Here is a 19,183-nt window from a genome sequence, read left to right as displayed (position 1 = left end):
GGCCGAGCCGACCGCGCGTGACCACCCGTACGCTCGCCCCGCGCGTGGCCGTCCGTACGCCCGCCGGCACGCGCTTCCGCACCACCGCGCGTACGCCCGCCCTCGAGGCCCTCCCCCTGCCCGCCCGTATGCCCGCCCGTATGCCCGCCCACGAGGCCGTCCCCCTGCCCGCCCGTACGACGCTCCATACGTCCGCCCCCACGCCCGCAGCCCGTCCGCCCGCTCACGCCCTGGCCCATGTGCCCGTTCTCGCACCGCCCCATGTGCCGGCTCACGCACCGGCTCATGTGCCCGCCCACGCGCCCGCTCATGTCGTGCGTCACCGTTCCTTCCCCGTTCGTCGCCGTACGCACCACATGGCCACTGCCCGCCTCTCCCCTCCCTCCCCTCCCTCCCCTCCCTCCTCCCCTTCCCCCGTCAGACCACGGTCTGTGGCCGTACCGCCTGGAGGAGGTCCACGAGGTGTTCGTGCGCGGCGGCGGTCTCCCCGTGCCGGGCGGCGAGTTGGCGATAGTGGGACTCGATCCGTGCGCGCAGCTCCCGCTCCTGCGGGCTCAGCCGCCGCAGACTGCCGGGATCAAGTCGCCCGCCACCCGCTCCCCCGGGACCAGGCCGGTCGCCACGGCTGTGCAGCGCGTCCAGCTTCCATTCGTGCAGTTCGGTGCTGAGGCGCAACGCCTCGTCCTCGGACAGGCTCGGCCCGCCGGCGCCCGGCTCCCGGAGGACGAGGTCGCTCAGTTCGGCGAGGGCCGCGTCGACCTCGCTGGGCGCGGGCAGCGGATCGTCGTCGCGGGGCAGCCGGGCCGCGCGGATGCGCAGGGAGGCGATCCGGGTGACGGTGTGGTCCAGGGTGCCGGGACGCACCCGGCCGAGGACGTCGAGCGCGGCCCGGCGGTCGCCCGCCCGGAGCGCGAGCCGCGCGAGCCCCAGGGCAGCGCCCCCGTGCGCGGGGTTGCGGGCGAACACGGCCTCGTACAGCTGCTTGGCCGTGGGCCCGGCCGTGTCGTCGCCGAGCCGTTCGCCGCAATAGGCGAGGGCGAGCTTGGGCGCGTACTCGCCGGGCAGTTCGAGGCGGACGGCGGCGAAGTGGCCCTTGGCCTCGGCGACCCGGCGCGGGTCGCCGTCGAGGTCGGCGCGGCGCAGCGCGACCAGCGCGCGGTGCCACTCCAGGCGCCACCGGCGCACGGCGGACGGCCCGGGGATGGAGTCGGCGGTGTCGAGCTCCTCCTGGGCGCGCTCCAGGTCGTCCCGGGTGTTCCGGCCCAGCAGGACCCGTACGTTGTGCAGGCGGATCTCGACCGAGGGCGGCTTGCCCTCCTCCTGGTCGAGGAGCCGGCCGGGGTCGTAGCCGCTGCTCACCTCGAACCGCGTGGTCTGGGGGTCGCCCGGGTAGCGCCTGGGCACCGGCAGCCGGCGGGCGATCTCGGTGAGGGTGGGCGCGCCGAGGTCGAGGGCGGGGGCGAGGGGCGGGTCGTACCGGTCGCGGCGGGGGCGGTCGAGCCAGTGTTCGATGCCGGGCACGGTGCCGAGCCGGGCGCCGAGCAGTTGGGGGGACGGCCAGAAGTAGTCGGAGGGTTCGGGCGGGTCGCTCTTGCCGCGCAGGGCACGGATCTCCCGCAGCGCGCCCCGCAGTTGGCCGGCCATCTCGCGGGCGTCGGCGAAGCGGAGCCCCGGATCGATGCGCGTGGCGCGGTCGACGACCTCGTGGAAGGAGGCGGTGCCGAGGCCGGGCACCTCGTCGACGGCCCAGCCGGCGAGTTCCCGCAGGGTGACGCCGACGGTGTGCAGGTCGTGGGCGGTGGTGGGCATGGGCGAGGAGGCGGTCTCGGGCGCCATGTAGTCGGGGGTGACATGCGCGGGCGGCTGGTCCTGGCCCTGTTCGCGCATGCCGCCGAGATCGATGACCTTGACGCCGTCGCCGTGGTGGACGACGTTCGAGGGCTTCATGTCCCCGTACACGAAGCCCCGTTCGCCGCCCGTGTGCAGGTGCACGAGCGCTTCGAGGATCTGGCAGCCGTACGCGGCCACGTGCTCGATGTCGAGGACGGACTCGCCGCGCCGGGTCTCCTTGACGACCTTGTCCAGGGTGCCGTCGCCGACGTCGTCCATGACGATGTACCCGCCGGTGACCCGCCCGGAGTCGTCACGCCGGGCGACGAAGTCGCGGATCTGGACGATACGGGGGTGGCGGATGGCGACGAGGTTGCGGCGTTCGACGTCGGCGAGCCGGGCCCCGTCCTGCTCGTACCGGTTGAGCAGCCCCTTCACGGCGACGACGTCACCGAGGTGCGTGTCCTCGGCGAGGTAGACCCAGCCCTGGCCGCCGTGCGCGATGGGCCCCATGATCCGGTACTGGTCGCGCAGCACGTCGCCCTCAGCGAGTTCGGGCCGGTACGAGTAGGGCTCGCCGCAGGCCGGGCAGTACCCCTCGACCGGCACCGGGACCACGGTGTAGGGCGGAGCGAAGGTGATGCCGCACTCGCCGGACGAACAGACCATGCGGACGCGCAGCGGCGCCTCGGGATGGATGAGGCGTTCCTGTGCGGGGCGCGAGGCACGCTCGGGCAGGGCGAGCAGCTCGGTGGGCCCGAACTCCCGGGCCTCGTCGGGCAGGGCGGGCAGCCGGGGACCGTCCTCCGCACGACCACACACGGCACAGTGCCGGGTGGGCAACAGGAACCCACCACAGGGGGCCCCGCTGAACCGCCGATGCGGACACCTGGGCGCCCCACGGCCACCGGCGGCCCCTCGGCCGCGTTCCCCGGGAGCATCTCTCCCCGTTCCCCGTGCTTCATGGCCACCCGCCCCTGAGGCACCCATCCCCCGGTCCCCACTCCCCGGCCCGAACCGACCGCCGGGCGTCATGCCAGCTCCCCGGACCTCATGCCAGCGCCCGCTGGCCACCGGACCTCATGCCATGCCTCCAGGCCTCCGGATCTCAAGTCAGCCCCCCGGACCTCATGTCAGACCTCCGGGTGCCCGCTCCCCGATGCGCCGCAGATCGGCACGGAGCGTGCGGACCAACTCCCGCAGCCGGGCGAGCCGCTGCTGCGGATCCGCGCCCCCACCGGTGCCGCCGCCCGCACCACCCCAAACACCCCCACCGGCCCCACCACCGCCGTCGATCAACCGAAACTCGCCCCGGCGCCGTTCGGCGGTCTCGGTGAGGGAGCCCAGCGACGCACTGTCGACCACGCCGTGCCGAACCGCGCGGCTGAACTCGGCCCGCTCCAGCCGGGCGAGCAATGTGTCCGCGTGGGCGAGCAGCGCGGGCGCGAGAAGGTCGTCTCGGGCGGCGTTCCAACCGGTGCCGCCCTCGTGCCGGAAGACCAGCAGCAACCGGAAGCCAAAGGTCCGTAATCGGGCGAGGAGGGCGATCAACGGCCCCGGCTCGGCCTCCTCGTCGAGCCCGTCGACGACGACGGTGACCCGCTGCCCGCTCACGGAGCCGGGCGCGGGCCCGGACGGGGGCGGCCGGGTCCCGAGGAGCCAGTCCCAGTACGCCAGATACTGCCCGGGAGGACAGGCGATGTGCCCGAGTGCGTGATCGGCGAGGTCGGGCCGACTGGACACGCCACCCCGGTGGACGAGATCGGCCCGATGCACGAGATGCCGCAGGGATCGTTCCTTCCCGCTCCCCGGCGGGACCACGGTGACCTTCACCGGCTCCTCGTCGGCGTGCTCGTCACCGAACCACCGCACCAGCCTCTCCTCGAAACCATGGTCCCAGGCATACGGCGTACTCAACTCGGCGACCAGTGGGCACAGTTCGGCGATACGCGAGACGGGAATCAGGTACGAGAACGCGAGCCGATTGCTCTCCGGCAACAACTCGCCCATGTCTCCACGCCAACTGACGACGAGCCCGACGACCCTCGCGGGGCGCCCTTCCTCGGGCCGGGTGCACACGGCGGCCCCGCTGAACCCCCGCCGCACCACCTCGGCCTTGGTCACGGCGTCGAGCTGCACGCGCTCACCGCTGACCCCGCCGATCCGCCCCCACAGACTCATCCCGTCGTCGAAGCCCTCCGCGTACCCGGTGGCGGACACCTCCATCCCTCCCCACAGCCGGGTCTCCAGCCGGGCGGGCCGCGCCTGAGGCCGGGGGGCGTCCAACCGCAGTACGGCGACGTCCTCGCCACCCTCCCCCTCAGCGAGCCAACCGCCGGGCTGCACGCGCGCGGACACCGCCTCGATCTCACCGTTCTCCGCGAACTCCACCCACATCACGGCATCCGGATCGCGCACCACATGCGCGCAGGTCAACACGGTGTTCTGATCGACGAGCACCCCGGCGCCGCAGATGGGGCCCCGCGCACTCCCGCGCCGCAGCCGGAGTCTCCAGTCCGCACGCAATTCCCCCATGCCACCTCACACTACGCGCGGGGCATGGCGCCTCCCTAGACTTGGGAACCAACTTGAATCGGTCAATCGGTTCAGGCAATCAACGCAATCCGACGGGGTGTTGACATGAGCGATACCGAACCGGTCGGCCTGGCGGAGGCCATCGGCACGGTCCGCGCGGAACTGGCCCGGGCCCAGGAGGAGGGCGCTGCGAGCGACTGGCGGTTCAGCGTGGAGCAGGTCAGCCTGGAGTTCGCGGTCCAGTTCCACCGCTCCGGCGAGGGCGGCGCGGGCCTCCGCCTCGGCGTCGTCGAGGCCCGCCTGGGCGGCACGGTCAGCCACGACACCACCCACCGCATCCAGGTCGACCTGAAACCCCTCCCGGGCCCGACGGGCCACCACCACGAGGTAGGCCGCTGACCCAGACGGCCTCCCCATGGCTCCGCCCACCCCACCCCCACAGCGCAACAAAAAAGCCGCAGTCCAACTACCTGACCTGCGGTTTCCCTTTCGCTGGATGCGGGCGGCCGGCTTCCCCGAGCCTCCGGCGTCGCTACGCCGGGGGACGCTCACGCAAGCCACCCCACGGCACCCCGGCCGTGTGACGCGCCATGCCCCGAGCAACACAAAAGGCCAGGTCACGAGCTATGTGACCTGGCCTCTACCGGAGCCGCGCCTTCGGGATTCGAACCCGAGACCTACGCATTACGAGACCGTGAGGGATCGTGCTGCGTGGTGCCTGGTCGTGCTGCCCAGTGACGTTCTGCCTGATCAGAGCATGTGCGGCTGCCTGACCTGTGCTCTCTCTCGCTACGTCGTCCAAAGGCGTCCGGCCACCGGCTGGCCACCGAGACGAGCACTCCGGGCGGCAAGGAACCGGATCACCCAGATTGTCGACCTCCCACAGCCCCTCCCCTCAGCGTCGCCGAGACAGCATCGTCATCGTGCGAGAGTTCCGATCACCGCAAGGAAAACATCGGGCTTCAATCGGGGCGCCGGTGCCATCCTGTGCCTGTGGACGTATCCCATCCCCACAACTGGGCACATTTGAACGAAAGTTTTGTGTTGTTGTGCAGTAGCGATCCGAAAGCTGAATCGCTCCGCGCCGCCTGATCCCAACGGGATGACAGAAATCTACTTTTATGTCAGTCCCCCCCCCACGCGTCTATCTGAGCTCGCGACCCCTGGACGGTTGCATTGGCGCTGCCATCGGTGGCGCTTCAGGCGTTCCCTTGCTGCAGAGATGAGCGGAAAGATACGTCAGCTCACGCGTATCGAAATTTCCGCTCAAGAGACCGCAGCCCCACCAGCCATCCGGTGGGGCTGCACGCTCACAAGTGTGCGTCATCCGTCCTGTCGATCGAATCTCGCATAGAGATCACGATCTCTCCATGAGTCAGAGAAGGCGTCCAACATGGCCTCATACAGGCGAAGGTCGCTGACATTCCGCCGCGGATCCGAAATCCGCGCTGTGATCGCCTCTTGGACTGCCTGCCATCTCAGTTCATGCATGCTAAATGAGATCAGCTCGACGGCACCCTCCCCCAGCGAATCGATCACCGAGACGAGCACTTCCTCGAAGGCCTCCCTGGATCCAGGATTCGACTTTAGGACTTCGAGCGCCCGTTCGAGATCCGGCTCGACGGACTCGACTCCGCACGACTCTTCGGCGGCGTTCCGAATGTCCTGCACGATTCCTCTGAGCTCGGCGACTGGGTCAGCAGTCGGGTGCCCCCCAAGCGGCGATGTACTTTCCATTCGCATCCATTCCATTGCTGTTGAAGGCGTCGACCGCCGCTCTCTGTGCATTGGCTCCGTAGGGCCGGTAGTGTCCAGACTTATTGTCGAGGTACACCACCGCACCACCCTTCGTCTTGAACTCGCCGGCAGCCAGAACCTGTCCGCCCTTGGCAAGGCTCACATGACCTGCAGTTCTCTTTCCGATGATGAGTTCCCCGTCGGCGCGCACTACGTAGGCGTAGTTGCCTGAACGGGACAAGGCGGTTCCGGGTGCGATTGGCTTGAACCAATCGGGCTTGTCCTCAGGCTGAAGGTTCGAGAAGGATGTTGGGTCTTCTCCGCTGTTGTGGACGAGCACCGGGGTCCGACCCGCAAGCACGTAGTACGTGTGCAGGTCATCGACAGTGAGGTTGTACGTGCGAGCATGATCCGTGTAGGCCCGGTTTCCGGTGACGACGACTATTTCGCCCTCATCGGTGCGCAGACTCATGCCAGGCGCGAGGTCGCCCGCCCTGACCCAGCCGTGCTCTGACGGTGACCAGAATGGGTGCTCGTAAGTTGCCGTCAACTTCTCGATACCGTACGAGGTGGCGATCGACAGTTCGTTGAAGCGCTTGTCGTCGTCGGTGACGATAAGGCGGGTCACTTTGCGGGCGCCAGTCTCGCCCGTCTCCGGGTCAGTCGCGAGGACCTCATCGCCGACCTCGACGTCCTCAATGTCCTTGGTCGAGCCGTCGGCCATCTGGATGTCAGTGCCTGCCAGGAAACACTTGGGGCAGCCCGGAGCTTGGCTTTTACCCCTGCCCTTATTCTTCATCTCCTTTTTGAAGAGCTGCTTCAGGGCAAACTTTCCGATACCGAAGCCACCGGCGAACACCGACCCGACATCCATGACGGTCTTGGTCCCCTGATACACGTCAGAGTCGGGATCAGCGCCGAACCCCTCAACCAGCTCCTGATAGCTGTCCTGGGTACCACCGCAGTCCGGGTTTGTGCCGCTCCAGCACCAGGGCTCGGTGGCGAACTCGGCCACATCCGCGCTCTCGGCGAAGAAATCTCCGATGCCTCCCGCAACGTCTTTCCAGCTACCCACAGATCTGGGATCCGCCGGTTCGACGTTGCCGCAGATTCTGGGCGGCATGCACGAACTGCTACCCGATGACGTGTAGTTGGCGCTTCCTCCAGTGGACATACCACCCGAGCTGGATGAACCCGACTGCCTCATGATGACGGCTTGGGCTGCAACAATGGCCTTTCCAAGCTGGCGGGCCAGGAACAGCAGGATGGCTGAGGCGCGGAATTTGCCGTCGGGGTCGGCGAAGGTGACCGGGTTGTTGCTGCTGTAGGAGTAGCCGTTGACCTGTTGGGGCAGGGCTTCGGCGTAGTCGCATGACGTCCGGTTCGTGGTCATCCGAGGCCGAGGAGTGAGAGGGGTCGGTGAGGGTTGCGGGCGTTGCGGCGGAGACCGGCCGCGATGTTCTTCACTCCGGCCGTGCGGAGGGCTCCGATGGCGAGGTTGCGCCAGGTGGCCATCGCGCGGGGTGCGTTGCCGGTTCGCAGCTGGGAGGCGTCTTCGGCGAAGGTGGTGTCGCGGACGTGGTGCAGGGCCTCGATCTTCCAGTGGTCACGGACGAGTCGGGCGAGCTGGGCCGGGGTGGCCTGCTCGGCGGTGAGGCTGGTGACGGCGTAGACGGTCTTCACGGTGGTCTTGCCGGTCTTGCGGTCGGTGCGCCGGCGCTTGATCTGGATGGCCTGACGGGCGCCGGGAAAGAGCAGGTTGTTCACGGTGGCCACCTTGATCCGACGGATTTCGCAGCGGCCGTGGCCGACGTTCTGGGTGCGCCCCTGGAGCGGGATGCGCTTCCAGGGAAGGGATTTCATCTGCTTGCGCAGCTTCTTCTGGTTGCCCTTGACGATCACGATGTAGTGGGCGTCACGGCCGAGCAGATAGTCGGCGTGGTCGCGCTGGGTGTGCAGCGCGTCGCTGGTTACCACGGTGCCGGCCAGGTCGGCGACGGTCTCCAGCAGCGGCTGGAAGCACGTGATCTCGTTCGTCTTCTCCCGCACGTCCAGCTGGGCCAGGACCAGGCCGGTGGAGTGGTCCAGGGCGGCGAGCAGGTGGATCTTCCTGCCCCTGGCCCTGGCTGCTCCGCGCAGGCTCTTGCCGTCCACGGCCAGAGCTCGCCGACCGCCGCTCGCGGTGCGGGAGCGGCGGTCGGCGAGCCACCGGCCCACGGCCTGGTCCAGGGCATCGCCGTCGACCCTCGCCAGCAGTCGGCGAACCGTCGATTCCGCAGGCAGGAGCCGCTTGGGAAGCAGAGGATCGGGGGGCGCGCCGACAGCTTGCAGCACCTGCGGCGGGGCGTCGGCGATCCACTCGCCGACTGCCAGCAGCGACCTCGCCCCGGCCAGTACCGCGCACGCGGTGAGCGCGAGCACGACGACCAGAGCATGCCGTACTCCGCGCGGATCACGCGGGTCGGGTACTTCGGTCAGCCGTTCCAGCAGACCCGGCACGTCTGCGGGTTCGGCCCGTGGATGGCCACGGAGTTGGTCAAGGGCAGGCGGGATCGGCGATGATGCGTCGGCAGGCACGGTCTTCCACTCGGATCACGGGGCGTCGAGAACTCCATGATCTTGGGAGTCCGTGCCTGTCACGCTCTCCACGAGTCATCAGCAGCCAGAGCCGGGCCCCGGCCGACCGCCGGTTGGGCAGGGGACTAACCAAGCGGCAGCTCAACACGTCGTCCGAGGCCGATCTCCTCCGCCTCATCACTGGTGACCATCGCGAACACTCCGCTCGGGATGCCTGCAAGACCAGCCGCGCGAGATGCCACGGCCAGGAGATCCTCCTCGGCGGCCCCGGTGATGAAGAAGACGTACGCCTCGCCGTACTCCTCACCGTCGTCATACACCTCCGCCGCCTCCTGCTCGGCGAGGAAGTCCTCGACCTGGTCGATCCACGGGAAGAGATAGGAACCCTCCACAGTGCCCGCAGCCCCCCCAAGGGGCACATGGATCTCAACAACACTCTCCATGAGGCTCATTGTCGCTGGCCAGCCCCCGGACACCGGTACCCACCCCGCTCCCGGAGCACCGCGAAGCTCGGCAACCGCCATGAACCGGACACCACTCGACTACGCCGAAGCCCTGCCTGTTGGGGGTCGGTGAGGTCGATGACCGGGTCCACGCTGACGAAGCGCCCGGTGGACGGGTCATACTCACGTGCTCCGAGGTGGGTGAGGCCGGTCGGCTCCTTAGTGCCACCGACAAAACCTCGTTCGCCCACCCATGCCTTGGCAGCCTCGCCCCGGTCCTCGCCGAACGGCTTCATCTGGCGACGGGTAACGGCCTGGGTGGCGGCGTCCACCTGCACACTCGCCGTGCCGTTGTGGTCGGCGGCGGTCCAGGTCAGCCCCGCCGTCGTACGCACCGCCACGGTCTGCCCGCTGTGGCTGTAGTAGCGGGTGGCCTCGACCTTGCCACTGGCCTTGTCCAGCCTCAGTTCGGTCTCGCCCAAGTAGAGCGTGGTGCCGGTGGTGTCCCGGCGGATCAGCCGGGAGCCGTCGGCGTCGTTCAGGTACTCCGTCGCCGTCTTGTCCGCCTCGGTGACTTTCTCGAGGCTGCCCTCGACATTGAAGTCGAGGTCCTGCGGCTTTCCACCTAGGGTCCGGATGTCGGTGTTACCGGCGGAGTCGTAGGTGTAACTGGTCGAACCGGTGACCGTGCCGTCCGTCTTCTTGGTCTCGGTGGAGGCCAGGGCGTGCGGGCGGGACTGGTCGGGTGTCTTGTAGGTGTAGGAGGTGGTGGCGTCGGCGAGGTGGTCGGTGGCTGTCTTGCGGTTGCCGGCGCTGTCGTAGGTGAACGACTGCCAGTACGGGCCCGGGCCGCCGACGTTCGTCCTGGCGGGTGCGGTGGCACAGTCGGCCGTCGTCGTCCAGGCCGTTTTCAGACGGCGGTGGCCGTCAAAGGTGAAGCACTGCCGGTCGCTGGGGCTGGTGGCCTTCTCCTCGACCTCGACCGGGTTACCTGCCGTGTCGTAGCGGTAATGGACGTCGGAGTCCGTGCCGGTGTGGGTCTCGGAGACCACGCTTTGGCGCGCGAGGCGCTTGGTGCCGGTCTCGTAGCTGCGGTTGATCTCCGTCCAGTCCGCTAGGGGCGAGACACCGAGGGTGGTGCGGATCTGCTCACCGGCAGGCAGGTAGTCCGTGTTCTGGACGATGCCCGTGAGCCCCTGGAGGGTATCCGGCAGGCGCTGGTCGGTGTAGCCGTATGTCAACACCTCCTGGGCGAGGCCGCCCATAGCGGGGATGGTGCGCTTCTGGAGCGTGCCGTCGAGGTTGTAGGCGTTGGCGATGGTCCAGGTCCCGTTGGAACCGGCCAAGGCACCTTCGGTCTTGCTGATCGTGTACTGCTCGCTGAGGACCTCGTAGGTCTTGCTGTACTTGGCGTTGGTCTTGGCGTAGACGCTGCCGCCCTTGCCGCCAACGTATCTGATCGCCGACGTCAATTCGCCCTTGGCGATGGAGTCATAGGTCCAGCGCGCCAGGTATTTGGAGTCCTCGGGCGCCGGCTGGCCGTTGACCAGGGGCACCTTGCCGTCGAGCCTGCCGGTCGGGCGGCCGAGCACGTCATACGTGAGCCCGATCGTCTTGCCACGTGCGTCGGTCGTCGAGACGACCTGGTCGAGATCGTTGAACTCGGACGAGCTTGCACCGGCGTCGGGATCGGTGGCGCTGTCCTTGCGGCCCAGGAAGTCGTATCCGTACGTCCAGGTGTTGCCGTCGTCGTCCTTGACGCTGTTCAACCGGTCGGCGTGGTCGTATCCGTAGGCGAACCGGGAGAACTTGGTGCTGACCGCGTTGCCGTCGTACTCCAGCTTCTCCACCGTACGGCCTCGGGCATCGACCCTCTCCCGGATGGCCGAGGCGCCCGCCGGGGGCTCCACGAGCGTGGAGTCGCCGTCATGGGTGTGCTTGGTCCGTGAGAACTCCTTGCCGTTGGCGAGGACCTTCTCGATCGTCACCCTCCCGGCGCCATCGATCACCGTCTCCGTACCAGCTGGCGCCGCGGTGAGCAGCGTGGCGAGCTTGCCTGAAGGGGACGTGGTGTCGACGTAGTCGGTCGAGGTCTCGACAGTCAGGCCACGGGTGTCGTACTTGGCCTCCGTGATGACCCGTCCGGTACCGGACGCGGCGGGTGCATGTGTCTGCCGCAGCCTGAGCAGTGCGTCGTAGATCTCGTAGGTGGTCTGGTACGTGGTGCCGTCGTTGTTCAGGGACTTGGTCGCCACCCACGACGCGGCCGTGTTCTGCAACTTGTACTCGAACTTGTAGCTGGCCGCTTGACCGGCGGCACGGTCCCGGTTGGCGAGCCACACATCGGTGAGCTGCCCAAAGCTGTCGTAGGCCAACTCTGTGCGGTTGCCGTTGGGGTCGGTGGTCGAGGTACGCACTCCCCAGTCAGGGGCGATCTCGGTCGTGACGGTGTGGTCGAGCGCGTTGGTCTCGACGGTCTTGGTGAGCGGCCCTCCCGCCGCCGGGGTGTACTCGGTGTGCGAGACCCGGGTGCCCCTGGTGTCGTAGGAGTCCGTCACGCGGCCGAGGGCGTCGTACTTGGTGGTGTTGACGGTCTGGAGTTTGGCTGTGGAGCCGTCGTAGCCGGTCACTCTCTCGACGCGGGTCACATCACCCTTCGTCGGTGCCTTTCCCCAGTCCTGGTCGTCGTAGGACGTCCGCACGTCCGAGATCACGTCGGTCGTCTTCGGGTCCCCGGTCCGCTTCGGGGTCGCGTCGCAGCCAGTGGACAGTTTCTCCACCTGCTTGGGCAAGGTGAGAATCCATGCCGAGGTGTTGGTGGCGTACTCCGTGACGGTGCAGTCCTTCTCGCCCGCCGCGTCCATCTCCGCCTTCAGCGGCAGGCCGCTGGTCGGGTCGTACGTCGTCGTCTTGCTCGCCGTCGCCTCACCGCCGCCCGCCAGCGCGGTGCGGGAGACCGATTCCTTGGTGCGGACCATGTACGCGTTGACCGTGCCGTAGGAGTGCTTGTCCGTGGCCGTTGTACGGGACCAGGGTGTGTTGACGGTGGCGGAGACCTCGGGACCGTTCACGCCGTTGTAGGTGATCTGTTCGCGCAACTGACCCGCGAACTGTTCCGCGTCCGTCTTCACCACGCCCTTGGAGTCGGTGACCGTCTCCTTGCGGGTGGTGCCGTCGGACTGCTTGTCGCCGTCCATGCCCCGGTAGTAGAGGGATGTGGACTTCGACTGGGTGCCGGAAGGTTCACCGGTGGTCGTGGTGACCTTCTGGTAGCCGCGCCAAATACCCCACGTGCGGTATTTCGCCTGGGTGATGGGCGACTCGTCGTCGTACGCCCACGCGCCGCCGCCGCTGTAGGTGTAGTCCGTCTGCTTCAGCGGCGCGCCGCCGTACGGGTCGGACTCGGTGACCTGGGTGACGACGTACTTGTGGAAGAAGTCCGTGCGCGGCTTGGGGTCGGTGCCCGGCGTCGGGTTGGACGGCGGGATCCACTTGACCGGGTAGCAGCGGCGGGTGTTGGAGTCCAGGTCGGAGGGGACGTCGCTGCCGGCGACGCAGTCCTCCTTGGAGTAGTTCACCGTCAGCTTGGAGCCGGTCTCCGACAGGACCGAACGGACGCGCCACTTGATGAACGGGGCGACGTCGTCGCCGGTGCGGTCGACGCGGTTGTGCAGCTGGATGCCGCTGAAGGTGACCGAGGGCAGGGAGGCGTCGCCACCCACCTTGCCGGTGCGCTTGATGGAGTCCAGCCACAGGCCGGCGTCGGAGCCGTCGCCCGGGTCGGGGAAGGTCTGGCCCAGGTGCCAGGCGTTGACCGCGCGGTAGTCGCTCTCGGCACCCGTGCCGGCACCGTCGTACACCTGGGTGGTGACGTCGGTCAGCCGCTTGCGGGTGAAGAACGACGGGCTGGGCTGGTCGGTGCAGGGCTTGTCGGCGGCGCAGATCTGGTCGAACGGGACGTCCGGCCAGGCGTTGCGGTTGGACGAGGTGAGCGAGCCGCAGCTCTCGCCGCCGGAGACGGGCAGACAGCGCTCGGCGACGGTGAACTTCACCCGGGCCGCGGCCGGCTGGGTGGTGGAGAAGATGGTGTCGGTGCGCTGGCCGTAGTCGATGCGCTTGAGCCAGCCGCCGCGGACGTAGGCGGTGCCGTTGCCGGTGGTGCCGTTCTTGGCGTAGTGGTTGAGTTCCTTGTCGTACCAGTACGTCATGACGTTGCCGTGCGGGTCCACGACGTAGTCGAGGTTCCACCGCCAGGCCTGCGTCTTGGCGCGGCCGGAGAAGGAGTCACCGGAGGAGTACCCGGGCTCGCCGGAGTCGTCGCCGAAGACCGGCAGCGTCCAGACCGAGTTGGTCTCCGGCTTGCCCGAACTCCAGCCGGGCAGGCGGTTCTTGCCGAAGACGTACTGGGTGCCGTCGGTCGAGGTGACCGTCCAGAACTCGCCCTTGTCGCCATTCTCCCCGGTGTCACCGTCGTCACCGTTGGTGGCTCCGGTGTCGTGGACGATCCGCTCGCCGTCGTCGCTCTTGGGCCGCCACTTGCCGTCGGAGCCCTTGACCAGTGGTGTCGACTTGCCGTTGAGGACGAGGGAGGCGTTGTCCTCCTTCCAGCACTGGTCGTACTTCTTGTCCTGGCCGTCGTCCTCACAACTGCCGTACGCCCGCTCGACGTACGACGTCGACAGATCGAAACCCTCACCGATCCAGGACGACTGCGCGCTGGTGGAGGAGGTACGCCCGTCCACGCTCTGCGCGGAGTAGCCGATGGACAGGTTGGGTGCCGGACCGGCCGGGGCCGGCGGGGTCTCCAGGGGGTAGTTCCAGGTGAAGTCGCCGTTGGAACCGCCGGCCGACCAGGTCGAGGAGGCCGCCAGCGGGGTGGCCTCGTAGGTGCCCTGGTCGGAGCCGGCCGCGGCGGACAGGGCCATCACCATGGCGGCGGGCTTCGCGGCCATCGCAGTCCTGGTCTTCGTACCGGGCGTGGCCGCCTTCGGCGTGGTGAGCTGCGCGGTGACCGTCTCGGCCTCACCGTCGTTCTCCGACGCCACCGGAGTAGTCCTACGGCACTCCGCCTTCTCCGGCGTCGTCAGGGCACACGCGGGAAGCTGGACCAGACGCAGCCGGGAGGACCAGTTGCCGCTGTAGGCGTCGGCGAAGGAGCTGTAGTCGAAGGTGGCGCCGAGGCTCGCCGCGCTGGTGTCGCCGTCGGCGCGGGCGACCGTGAAGACTACTCCGTCAATGCCGAGCCGGTCGGTGGTCTTCCGGTCGAGGACGCGGACCTTGGCCTCGTCAGGGGCCTCGGCGGTCTTAGCTCGCCCGGCGGCCTTGCCACTGGGCTGGGCAAGCATGATGGGCAGCCCAGCGGCCTTGACCGACTTCTTGCTGTTCTCCGGCGGCAGGTCGACCGTCACCGCCGACGCTCCCGGCCACTTCACCTTCGCGCGAGCCTTGGCAAGCGTCCTGCGGGCAGCGGCCTCCGTCGGATCTTTGACCTTGGTGACCTTCGGGTCGAAGGGCTCGGCCTTACCGTACTTCGCCTTCTGCAGGGCGGTGTGATCGCGGTCTGCCGCAGTTGCCTGTACCGGCGCGGCGATCAGCAGACCAGCGACGACCGCCGATGACAAAGGCAGGACAACAGCGGCCAGACGATGCCGACTCGCTCTGCTCCATGCCCATCTTTTGGGCAGCAGTGAGCTGTTCCTGGACAACACTTGGGGGGTGCTCCTGGATTCTGAGTGGTGAGGGCGTACCGGGCCCCGGGCCCGGTACGCCGCTGGAGAGAGGAAGGAAACGAGGGGTTACTCGACCGGCACAGGAGGCTCGTCAACCGTCGCGAGCTGCGTGATCTCGTCGTCGGACAAGACGCCGGCGTACACACGCAGGTCGTCGAGCTGGCCGGGCAGGGCGTTGCCCCACTCTCCGTTGTCGTGACGACGTGCGCCGCCGACCATCAGAGGGCCGGTGGGCTGGAAGGCTTCCTCGCTCAGGACGCCGTCCTCGTCGCCCTGTCGTTGCCCGGACACATAGAGATGAATGGACTTGTTCACCGAGTCGAAGACGGCGACGACGTGCACCCAGCCACCGGGCGAGTTGACCTCGTCCGAGACAGCAGCGACGGCCGGCCCGCCCAGGACATCCGTCTCGTACCGGCCGAAGTTCCAGTCGCCGATGGTTTGGCCCGCTTCCTGGCGGTACCAGAGGCGGAAGGAGTTCCTCTCGGCGCCCGGGTGCGAGAAGACACTCGGGGAATGCGCGACGGTGGTGTCGTCGAGCTTCGACTGGGCGGCCAGGTTGACCCAGCCGGCCAGGCTGAAGCTGCCTGACTCGTCCAGTGCGACGGTGGAGGTGGCCCTGCCCAGTTTCTCCTCGTCGAGTTCCAGGACGTTGCCGTGGGCCGGATCCTCGGTCGCGACGAAGGCTGCGCCTGCCTGGAGCTGAAGCGGATTGCCCCGGCCGGTGACGTCCGCCGCCGTGCTGCCTGATGCCTCGTCGAATCCCCAGTTGGCGAGAAGCGCGGGCTCTGTCCTGCCGTTGGCCGGGTTCAAGGCATTGGCGATCGACCACATCTCGTTCTCGAAGACCACACGGTCCCAGACCTGGACCTGGTCGAGGTCACCCTCGAACCAGGACGAGTACGTGCCTGATCCCTTCATGCGGCCGACCTCGAAGGACCCCTTCGCCGCCCACGGTGTGGTGAACTCCGCGGTCGCTTGGAGCTGACCGTTGACATACAGACGGATCTGCTTCTTGTTGTGGTCGTACACACCCGTCAGATGGGTCCACGCACCCACAACCGGTGGCTTCTTGGACACCGCGCGGACGATCGTCGGGTCGTCGGTGTCGGCCGAGTACCGGTTAAAGATCCAACGGTCGTACGTCTGCGAGTAGTAGATCTGGAAGGTGCCGACCCGGGTCCCGCTCTGTGTGGCCACGGTGGAGATGTGGTCCTTCGCGGTCAGCCGGGCCCAGGCGGACACAGTGAAACTGTTGGTGGTGTCCAGGACCGATGTGGCGGTGGCGCCTGCGGTGTTCGTGCCGTTGACCCGAAGTCCGCCGGCGAGCCGGGCCTTGTCCGTCCAGGCCGCCGAGGTCAGCGCCAGCGGCCGGTTCTTGCCCGAACTGTCGGCAGCAGTGGCCCCGCTGCCGTCGTCCAGCTTCCAGCTCGCTACGGGGTCCGAGCCTTTGGCCACCTTGAACAGGTAGTCGTAGTGGGCGCTCGGATTCCCCGCCCCGTCGTAGGTCTGCACCCGCAAGGTGTTGGTCAACCGCTTGTCGGGTGCCGCCTCGATCTCGTACGTCGAGGTGTTGGCCGTGAACGTCTTGCTGCCGAGCTTCGCCCCGTTGAGCCACCAGTCGTAGCGGCGTACGTCACTGGCACCCGCGTCGATCTTGAAGCCAGCGGTCATGCCGACGCTGCCCAGCTCCGGGTCGGCGGCCTCACAGATCGTGCCGCCGCACTCCTTGTACACGGTGGAGGACACCTTCGGTACCGGCGGCCCCTTGGAGTCCACCCTGAAGTAGCAGTAGCTCGACCACGGCCCGAACAGGGAATGGGTGTCGCCCTGCCACGTGTACTTGTACTCGGTACGGGCGCGGAACTTGTAGGTGACGGCTTGGTCCAAGGCGGCCGTGACCACTGTTCCGGCCGTGCCGCTGTCCGTCCATGTGGACGGCTTCAAAGAGGTCTCCGTGGTGCTGCTGCCCCTGTACAGCTCGAAATTGGGGCGAAGCGAAGAGTTGGAGGCGTCGCTTGATGTCGGTGTCGCGGTCAGTCGCGGAGTGGTGTCCCGAATCTGCGCCGGGGCGGAAGAGGCTGAGCAGGAGACCTTGGGATCGGACATCTTCACCGATGAGGGCTTGCTGTTCGGCGGAGTCACGTAGGTGATCGACAGCCGGGGCTTGCGGGAGGACGTGGCGTCCGGGTCCAGCGGAGACAGGAACTGCTTCCAGGCGATCGGGTCGCCTTCGTCGGCCCGCAGTCCGAGCGTGGTGAGAGTGTCCTTCGCCTTCGCGGTGTGCGCGACGGCCGCCGTGGCGTCGAACTCGATGTCCCCGTCCGGGCAGTCGGAGGAGTGGCCCTTGGCGGCGGAGACTGTGTCGACCTTGGCGAGCCACTTCGGGGGATCGTTCCACGTCGTGGAGGAGAAGATCTGGCTCGTGCGATAGAGATCGACGTCGTGCTTCACACAGTTCGCCGACCAGATGGCGTATGGCGTGAAGGTCGCGTTCACGATCTTCTTGCCTGCCACCCTGCGGGTGTCGAACTGGAAGAGCGAGCGCGATTTCTTGTTGTCCACGAACGCGTCGTAGCCCACACCGAGCGCGTGCTTCGTCTTCCAAAGGCTGGTGCCCGGCGAGTTGGACCACAGAGCCGTCCACCCTGTCAGGGTCGCTTTGACCGCCGGCGGATCGAGAACCACGGGGTACGAGGTCGCACTGCTGCCAAGGAAGTCCTGATCCGGAACGATGGAGAGAGCGTCGTTGGTGACATCTGTGTCCATGACAGCTGTACGGGACCGGGGACTCGCGCCGAGGGTGTCGGCTGAGGTTTTCGCAACGAACGCGGAGGCCGTGGAAGCGGTCTGCACCTCACCGCCGGCCTTCGCAGTGGTTGTGCCTGCGTCCCACATGAGAGCCGACCCACTGGAGATCACGGCATGCCCCGAACCATCCACAAAGGTGGCCGCTCCGGAGTCGTCCGTACGCACGGACAGCCCTTTGACCTCGATCGGGAAACTCACCTTGTCCAGGGCCGAGTTGGCTGCGGCCTCGCGGCTGTGGACCACCAGGTGGTAGGTGAATCCGTCCGGGTGGGCCTGGACGGCGAGGTCCACGTCGGGGAGCACCGATCGGTACACAGCCGACGAGCCGTTGACCTCCGGCTTCGGCAACGCCCACGGCGACGACACCGCGTACTCCTTGCCTGCCGTCACCATCCGGGCCAGCGGTTCGCCAGCGCGGCCACTGGAGAAGCGGATGTCCTCGGCAGCGCGCGGTACCAGGCTGCCGTCAGGACGCGTGTCGAGCCTGGTGTCGACATCCGTCCACATACCTGCTTTGAGGACCCGCTCAGGCGAAGCCGCCGTTTCGGCGGTGAACGTCCCGTCAGGATTGGCCACCACCCGGCTGGTCGACGACGTCAACTCGCCGATCTCCACGCTCTTACCGGAGGCAACCGCTTTCTCAGAAGCGCGTTGCTCGGGCGTGGAGGCCGGAAGCGCGTCGTCCTCCCAGAACTCCTTGCCCCGCGCCCCCTCGTCAGCCGGAGTGCTGGAACCCCCCGTGTCAGTGTCAGCCGCCTGGACCGGTGCAGCCTGCATGCCGCCTGCCAGTACCAGCACGGCCGAGGCGATGGTCATCACCCCACGCACGGCTCTATTGCGACTGGCTGGTCGCACCTTCCCCCCTGCATTCTTTATTTTTTGATTATTTGTTGAACGAAGGGAGGGTAACTGGTGGGTAGATCTTTACCAAGAGTGCTCAGTGACGGACATCTCACACTCCGCTTGCGGCGCGCCGCCTGGCAAGCAGCCACCACTCAATCCAAGCACTGAGGATCTGGACACCCACCCGAGGATGCTGCGCAGCCGGGTGTCGCAGATGCGCACAACGGGTCGCCGTCGTCGGACTGGCCAGCGACCGAGCCGACGAGAGCAAGCTGAGCTTGGCGACGGTCATCCGCCGACCTGGCCATCGCACCCCTGGGTGTTCCGCGGGCCGGAACCGGTATCGGTGCCGTTCTTGGCCTGGAGGAAGATCGGGACCGCAAACGCCGGGGCACGACTCCAGTTCCGCCAACTCTCCGTGTTGATCCCGAGGTCGTGCATGGTCTGCGCAATCGCGATCCGGGTCCAAGTGAAACAGGGCCACACCGGTGCTGCACGAGAGGTAACGCGACCTGAGACCGGGCCACTTCGCGCCGACACCGAGGACTCCACGGCACGTCTCTCCACTGTGCAGACTGCACAAAAGATCGGGCACCTGGGACAGCATCCGCAGGGCCGAGATCGGGTGCCCCCTGCACTCACGCTGCACAAATGGCCACCGGATGGCCACCGGCGATC

7 protein-coding genes and 2 pseudogenes are annotated in these 19,183 nt (G+C 67.7%); 1 reads left to right on the top strand and 8 read right to left on the bottom strand.

All coding sequences use genetic code 11. From position 1 onward, the window contains the following. Positions 1–417: 417 nt before the first annotated feature. Positions 418–2,499: a tetratricopeptide repeat protein gene (locus tag GWK25_RS02410; RefSeq protein ID WP_251829363.1), complete on the bottom strand. Its 2,082-nt coding sequence runs from the start codon at positions 2,497–2,499 to the stop codon at positions 418–420. 459 nt (positions 2,500–2,958) lie between these two features. After that, the gene (locus GWK25_RS02405; RefSeq protein ID WP_215448279.1) at positions 2,959–4,365 is read right to left on the bottom strand and encodes a serine protease; all 1,407 of its coding nucleotides are present in this window, start codon (positions 4,363–4,365) and stop codon (positions 2,959–2,961) included. A 105-nt stretch (positions 4,366–4,470) separates the two neighbouring features. On the opposite strand from GWK25_RS02405, the gene GWK25_RS02400 reads away from it, so the two are divergent. Beyond that, positions 4,471–4,764 (top strand): trypco2 family protein, encoded by a 294-nt coding sequence (locus tag GWK25_RS02400; RefSeq protein WP_215448278.1) that lies wholly within the window; start codon positions 4,471–4,473, stop codon positions 4,762–4,764. 924 nt (positions 4,765–5,688) lie between these two features. Here the strand turns inward: GWK25_RS02400 and GWK25_RS02395 are convergent. The 6 genes and pseudogenes from GWK25_RS02395 to GWK25_RS02370 form a co-directional block, all read right to left on the bottom strand. Further along, positions 5,689–6,036 (bottom strand): hypothetical protein, encoded by a 348-nt coding sequence (locus GWK25_RS02395; protein ID WP_215448277.1) that lies wholly within the window; start codon positions 6,034–6,036, stop codon positions 5,689–5,691. A gap of 25 nt (positions 6,037–6,061) precedes the next feature. Further along, positions 6,062–6,865 (bottom strand): annotated as a pseudogene (locus tag GWK25_RS44665) (polymorphic toxin-type HINT domain-containing protein); the annotation flags it as partial. A gap of 785 nt (positions 6,866–7,650) precedes the next feature. Beyond that, a pseudogene (locus GWK25_RS02385) lies at positions 7,651–8,601 on the bottom strand (ISAs1 family transposase); the annotation flags it as partial. A 203-nt stretch (positions 8,602–8,804) separates the two neighbouring features. After that, positions 8,805–9,122: a hypothetical protein gene (locus tag GWK25_RS02380; RefSeq protein ID WP_251828668.1), complete on the bottom strand. Its 318-nt coding sequence runs from the start codon at positions 9,120–9,122 to the stop codon at positions 8,805–8,807. 5 nt (positions 9,123–9,127) lie between these two features. Beyond that, positions 9,128–14,743 (bottom strand): hypothetical protein, encoded by a 5,616-nt coding sequence (locus GWK25_RS02375; protein WP_251828670.1) that lies wholly within the window; start codon positions 14,741–14,743, stop codon positions 9,128–9,130. Between the two features lie 174 nt (positions 14,744–14,917). Beyond that, positions 14,918–18,517, bottom strand: coding sequence for a LamG-like jellyroll fold domain-containing protein (locus GWK25_RS02370; protein ID WP_308404160.1), 3,600 nt, complete (start codon positions 18,515–18,517; stop codon positions 14,918–14,920). Between the last annotated feature and the right edge of the window lie 666 nt (positions 18,518–19,183).

Origin of the sequence: Streptomyces sp. ATCC 21386 (assembly GCF_018728545.1) — a bacterium.
GTDB lineage: Bacteria > Actinomycetota > Actinomycetes > Streptomycetales > Streptomycetaceae > Streptomyces.
The sequence above is the reverse complement of the archived record's forward strand: the minus strand, read 5'-3'. Positions and strand labels throughout refer to the sequence as shown.

Bases quoted from the DNA above. Each gene is read 5' to 3' on its own strand.
- GWK25_RS02410 (WP_251829363.1), bottom strand. From the start codon at position 2,499: ATGGTCTGTTCGTCCGGCGAGTGCGGCATCACCTTCGCTCCGCCCTAC.
- GWK25_RS02380 (WP_251828668.1), bottom strand. From the start codon at position 9,122: ATGGAGAGTGTTGTTGAGATCCATGTGCCCCTTGGGGGGGCTGCGGGC.
- GWK25_RS02405 (WP_215448279.1), bottom strand. From the start codon at position 4,365: ATGGGGGAATTGCGTGCGGACTGGAGACTCCGGCTGCGGCGCGGGAGT.
- GWK25_RS02400 (WP_215448278.1), top strand. From the start codon at position 4,471: ATGAGCGATACCGAACCGGTCGGCCTGGCGGAGGCCATCGGCACGGTC.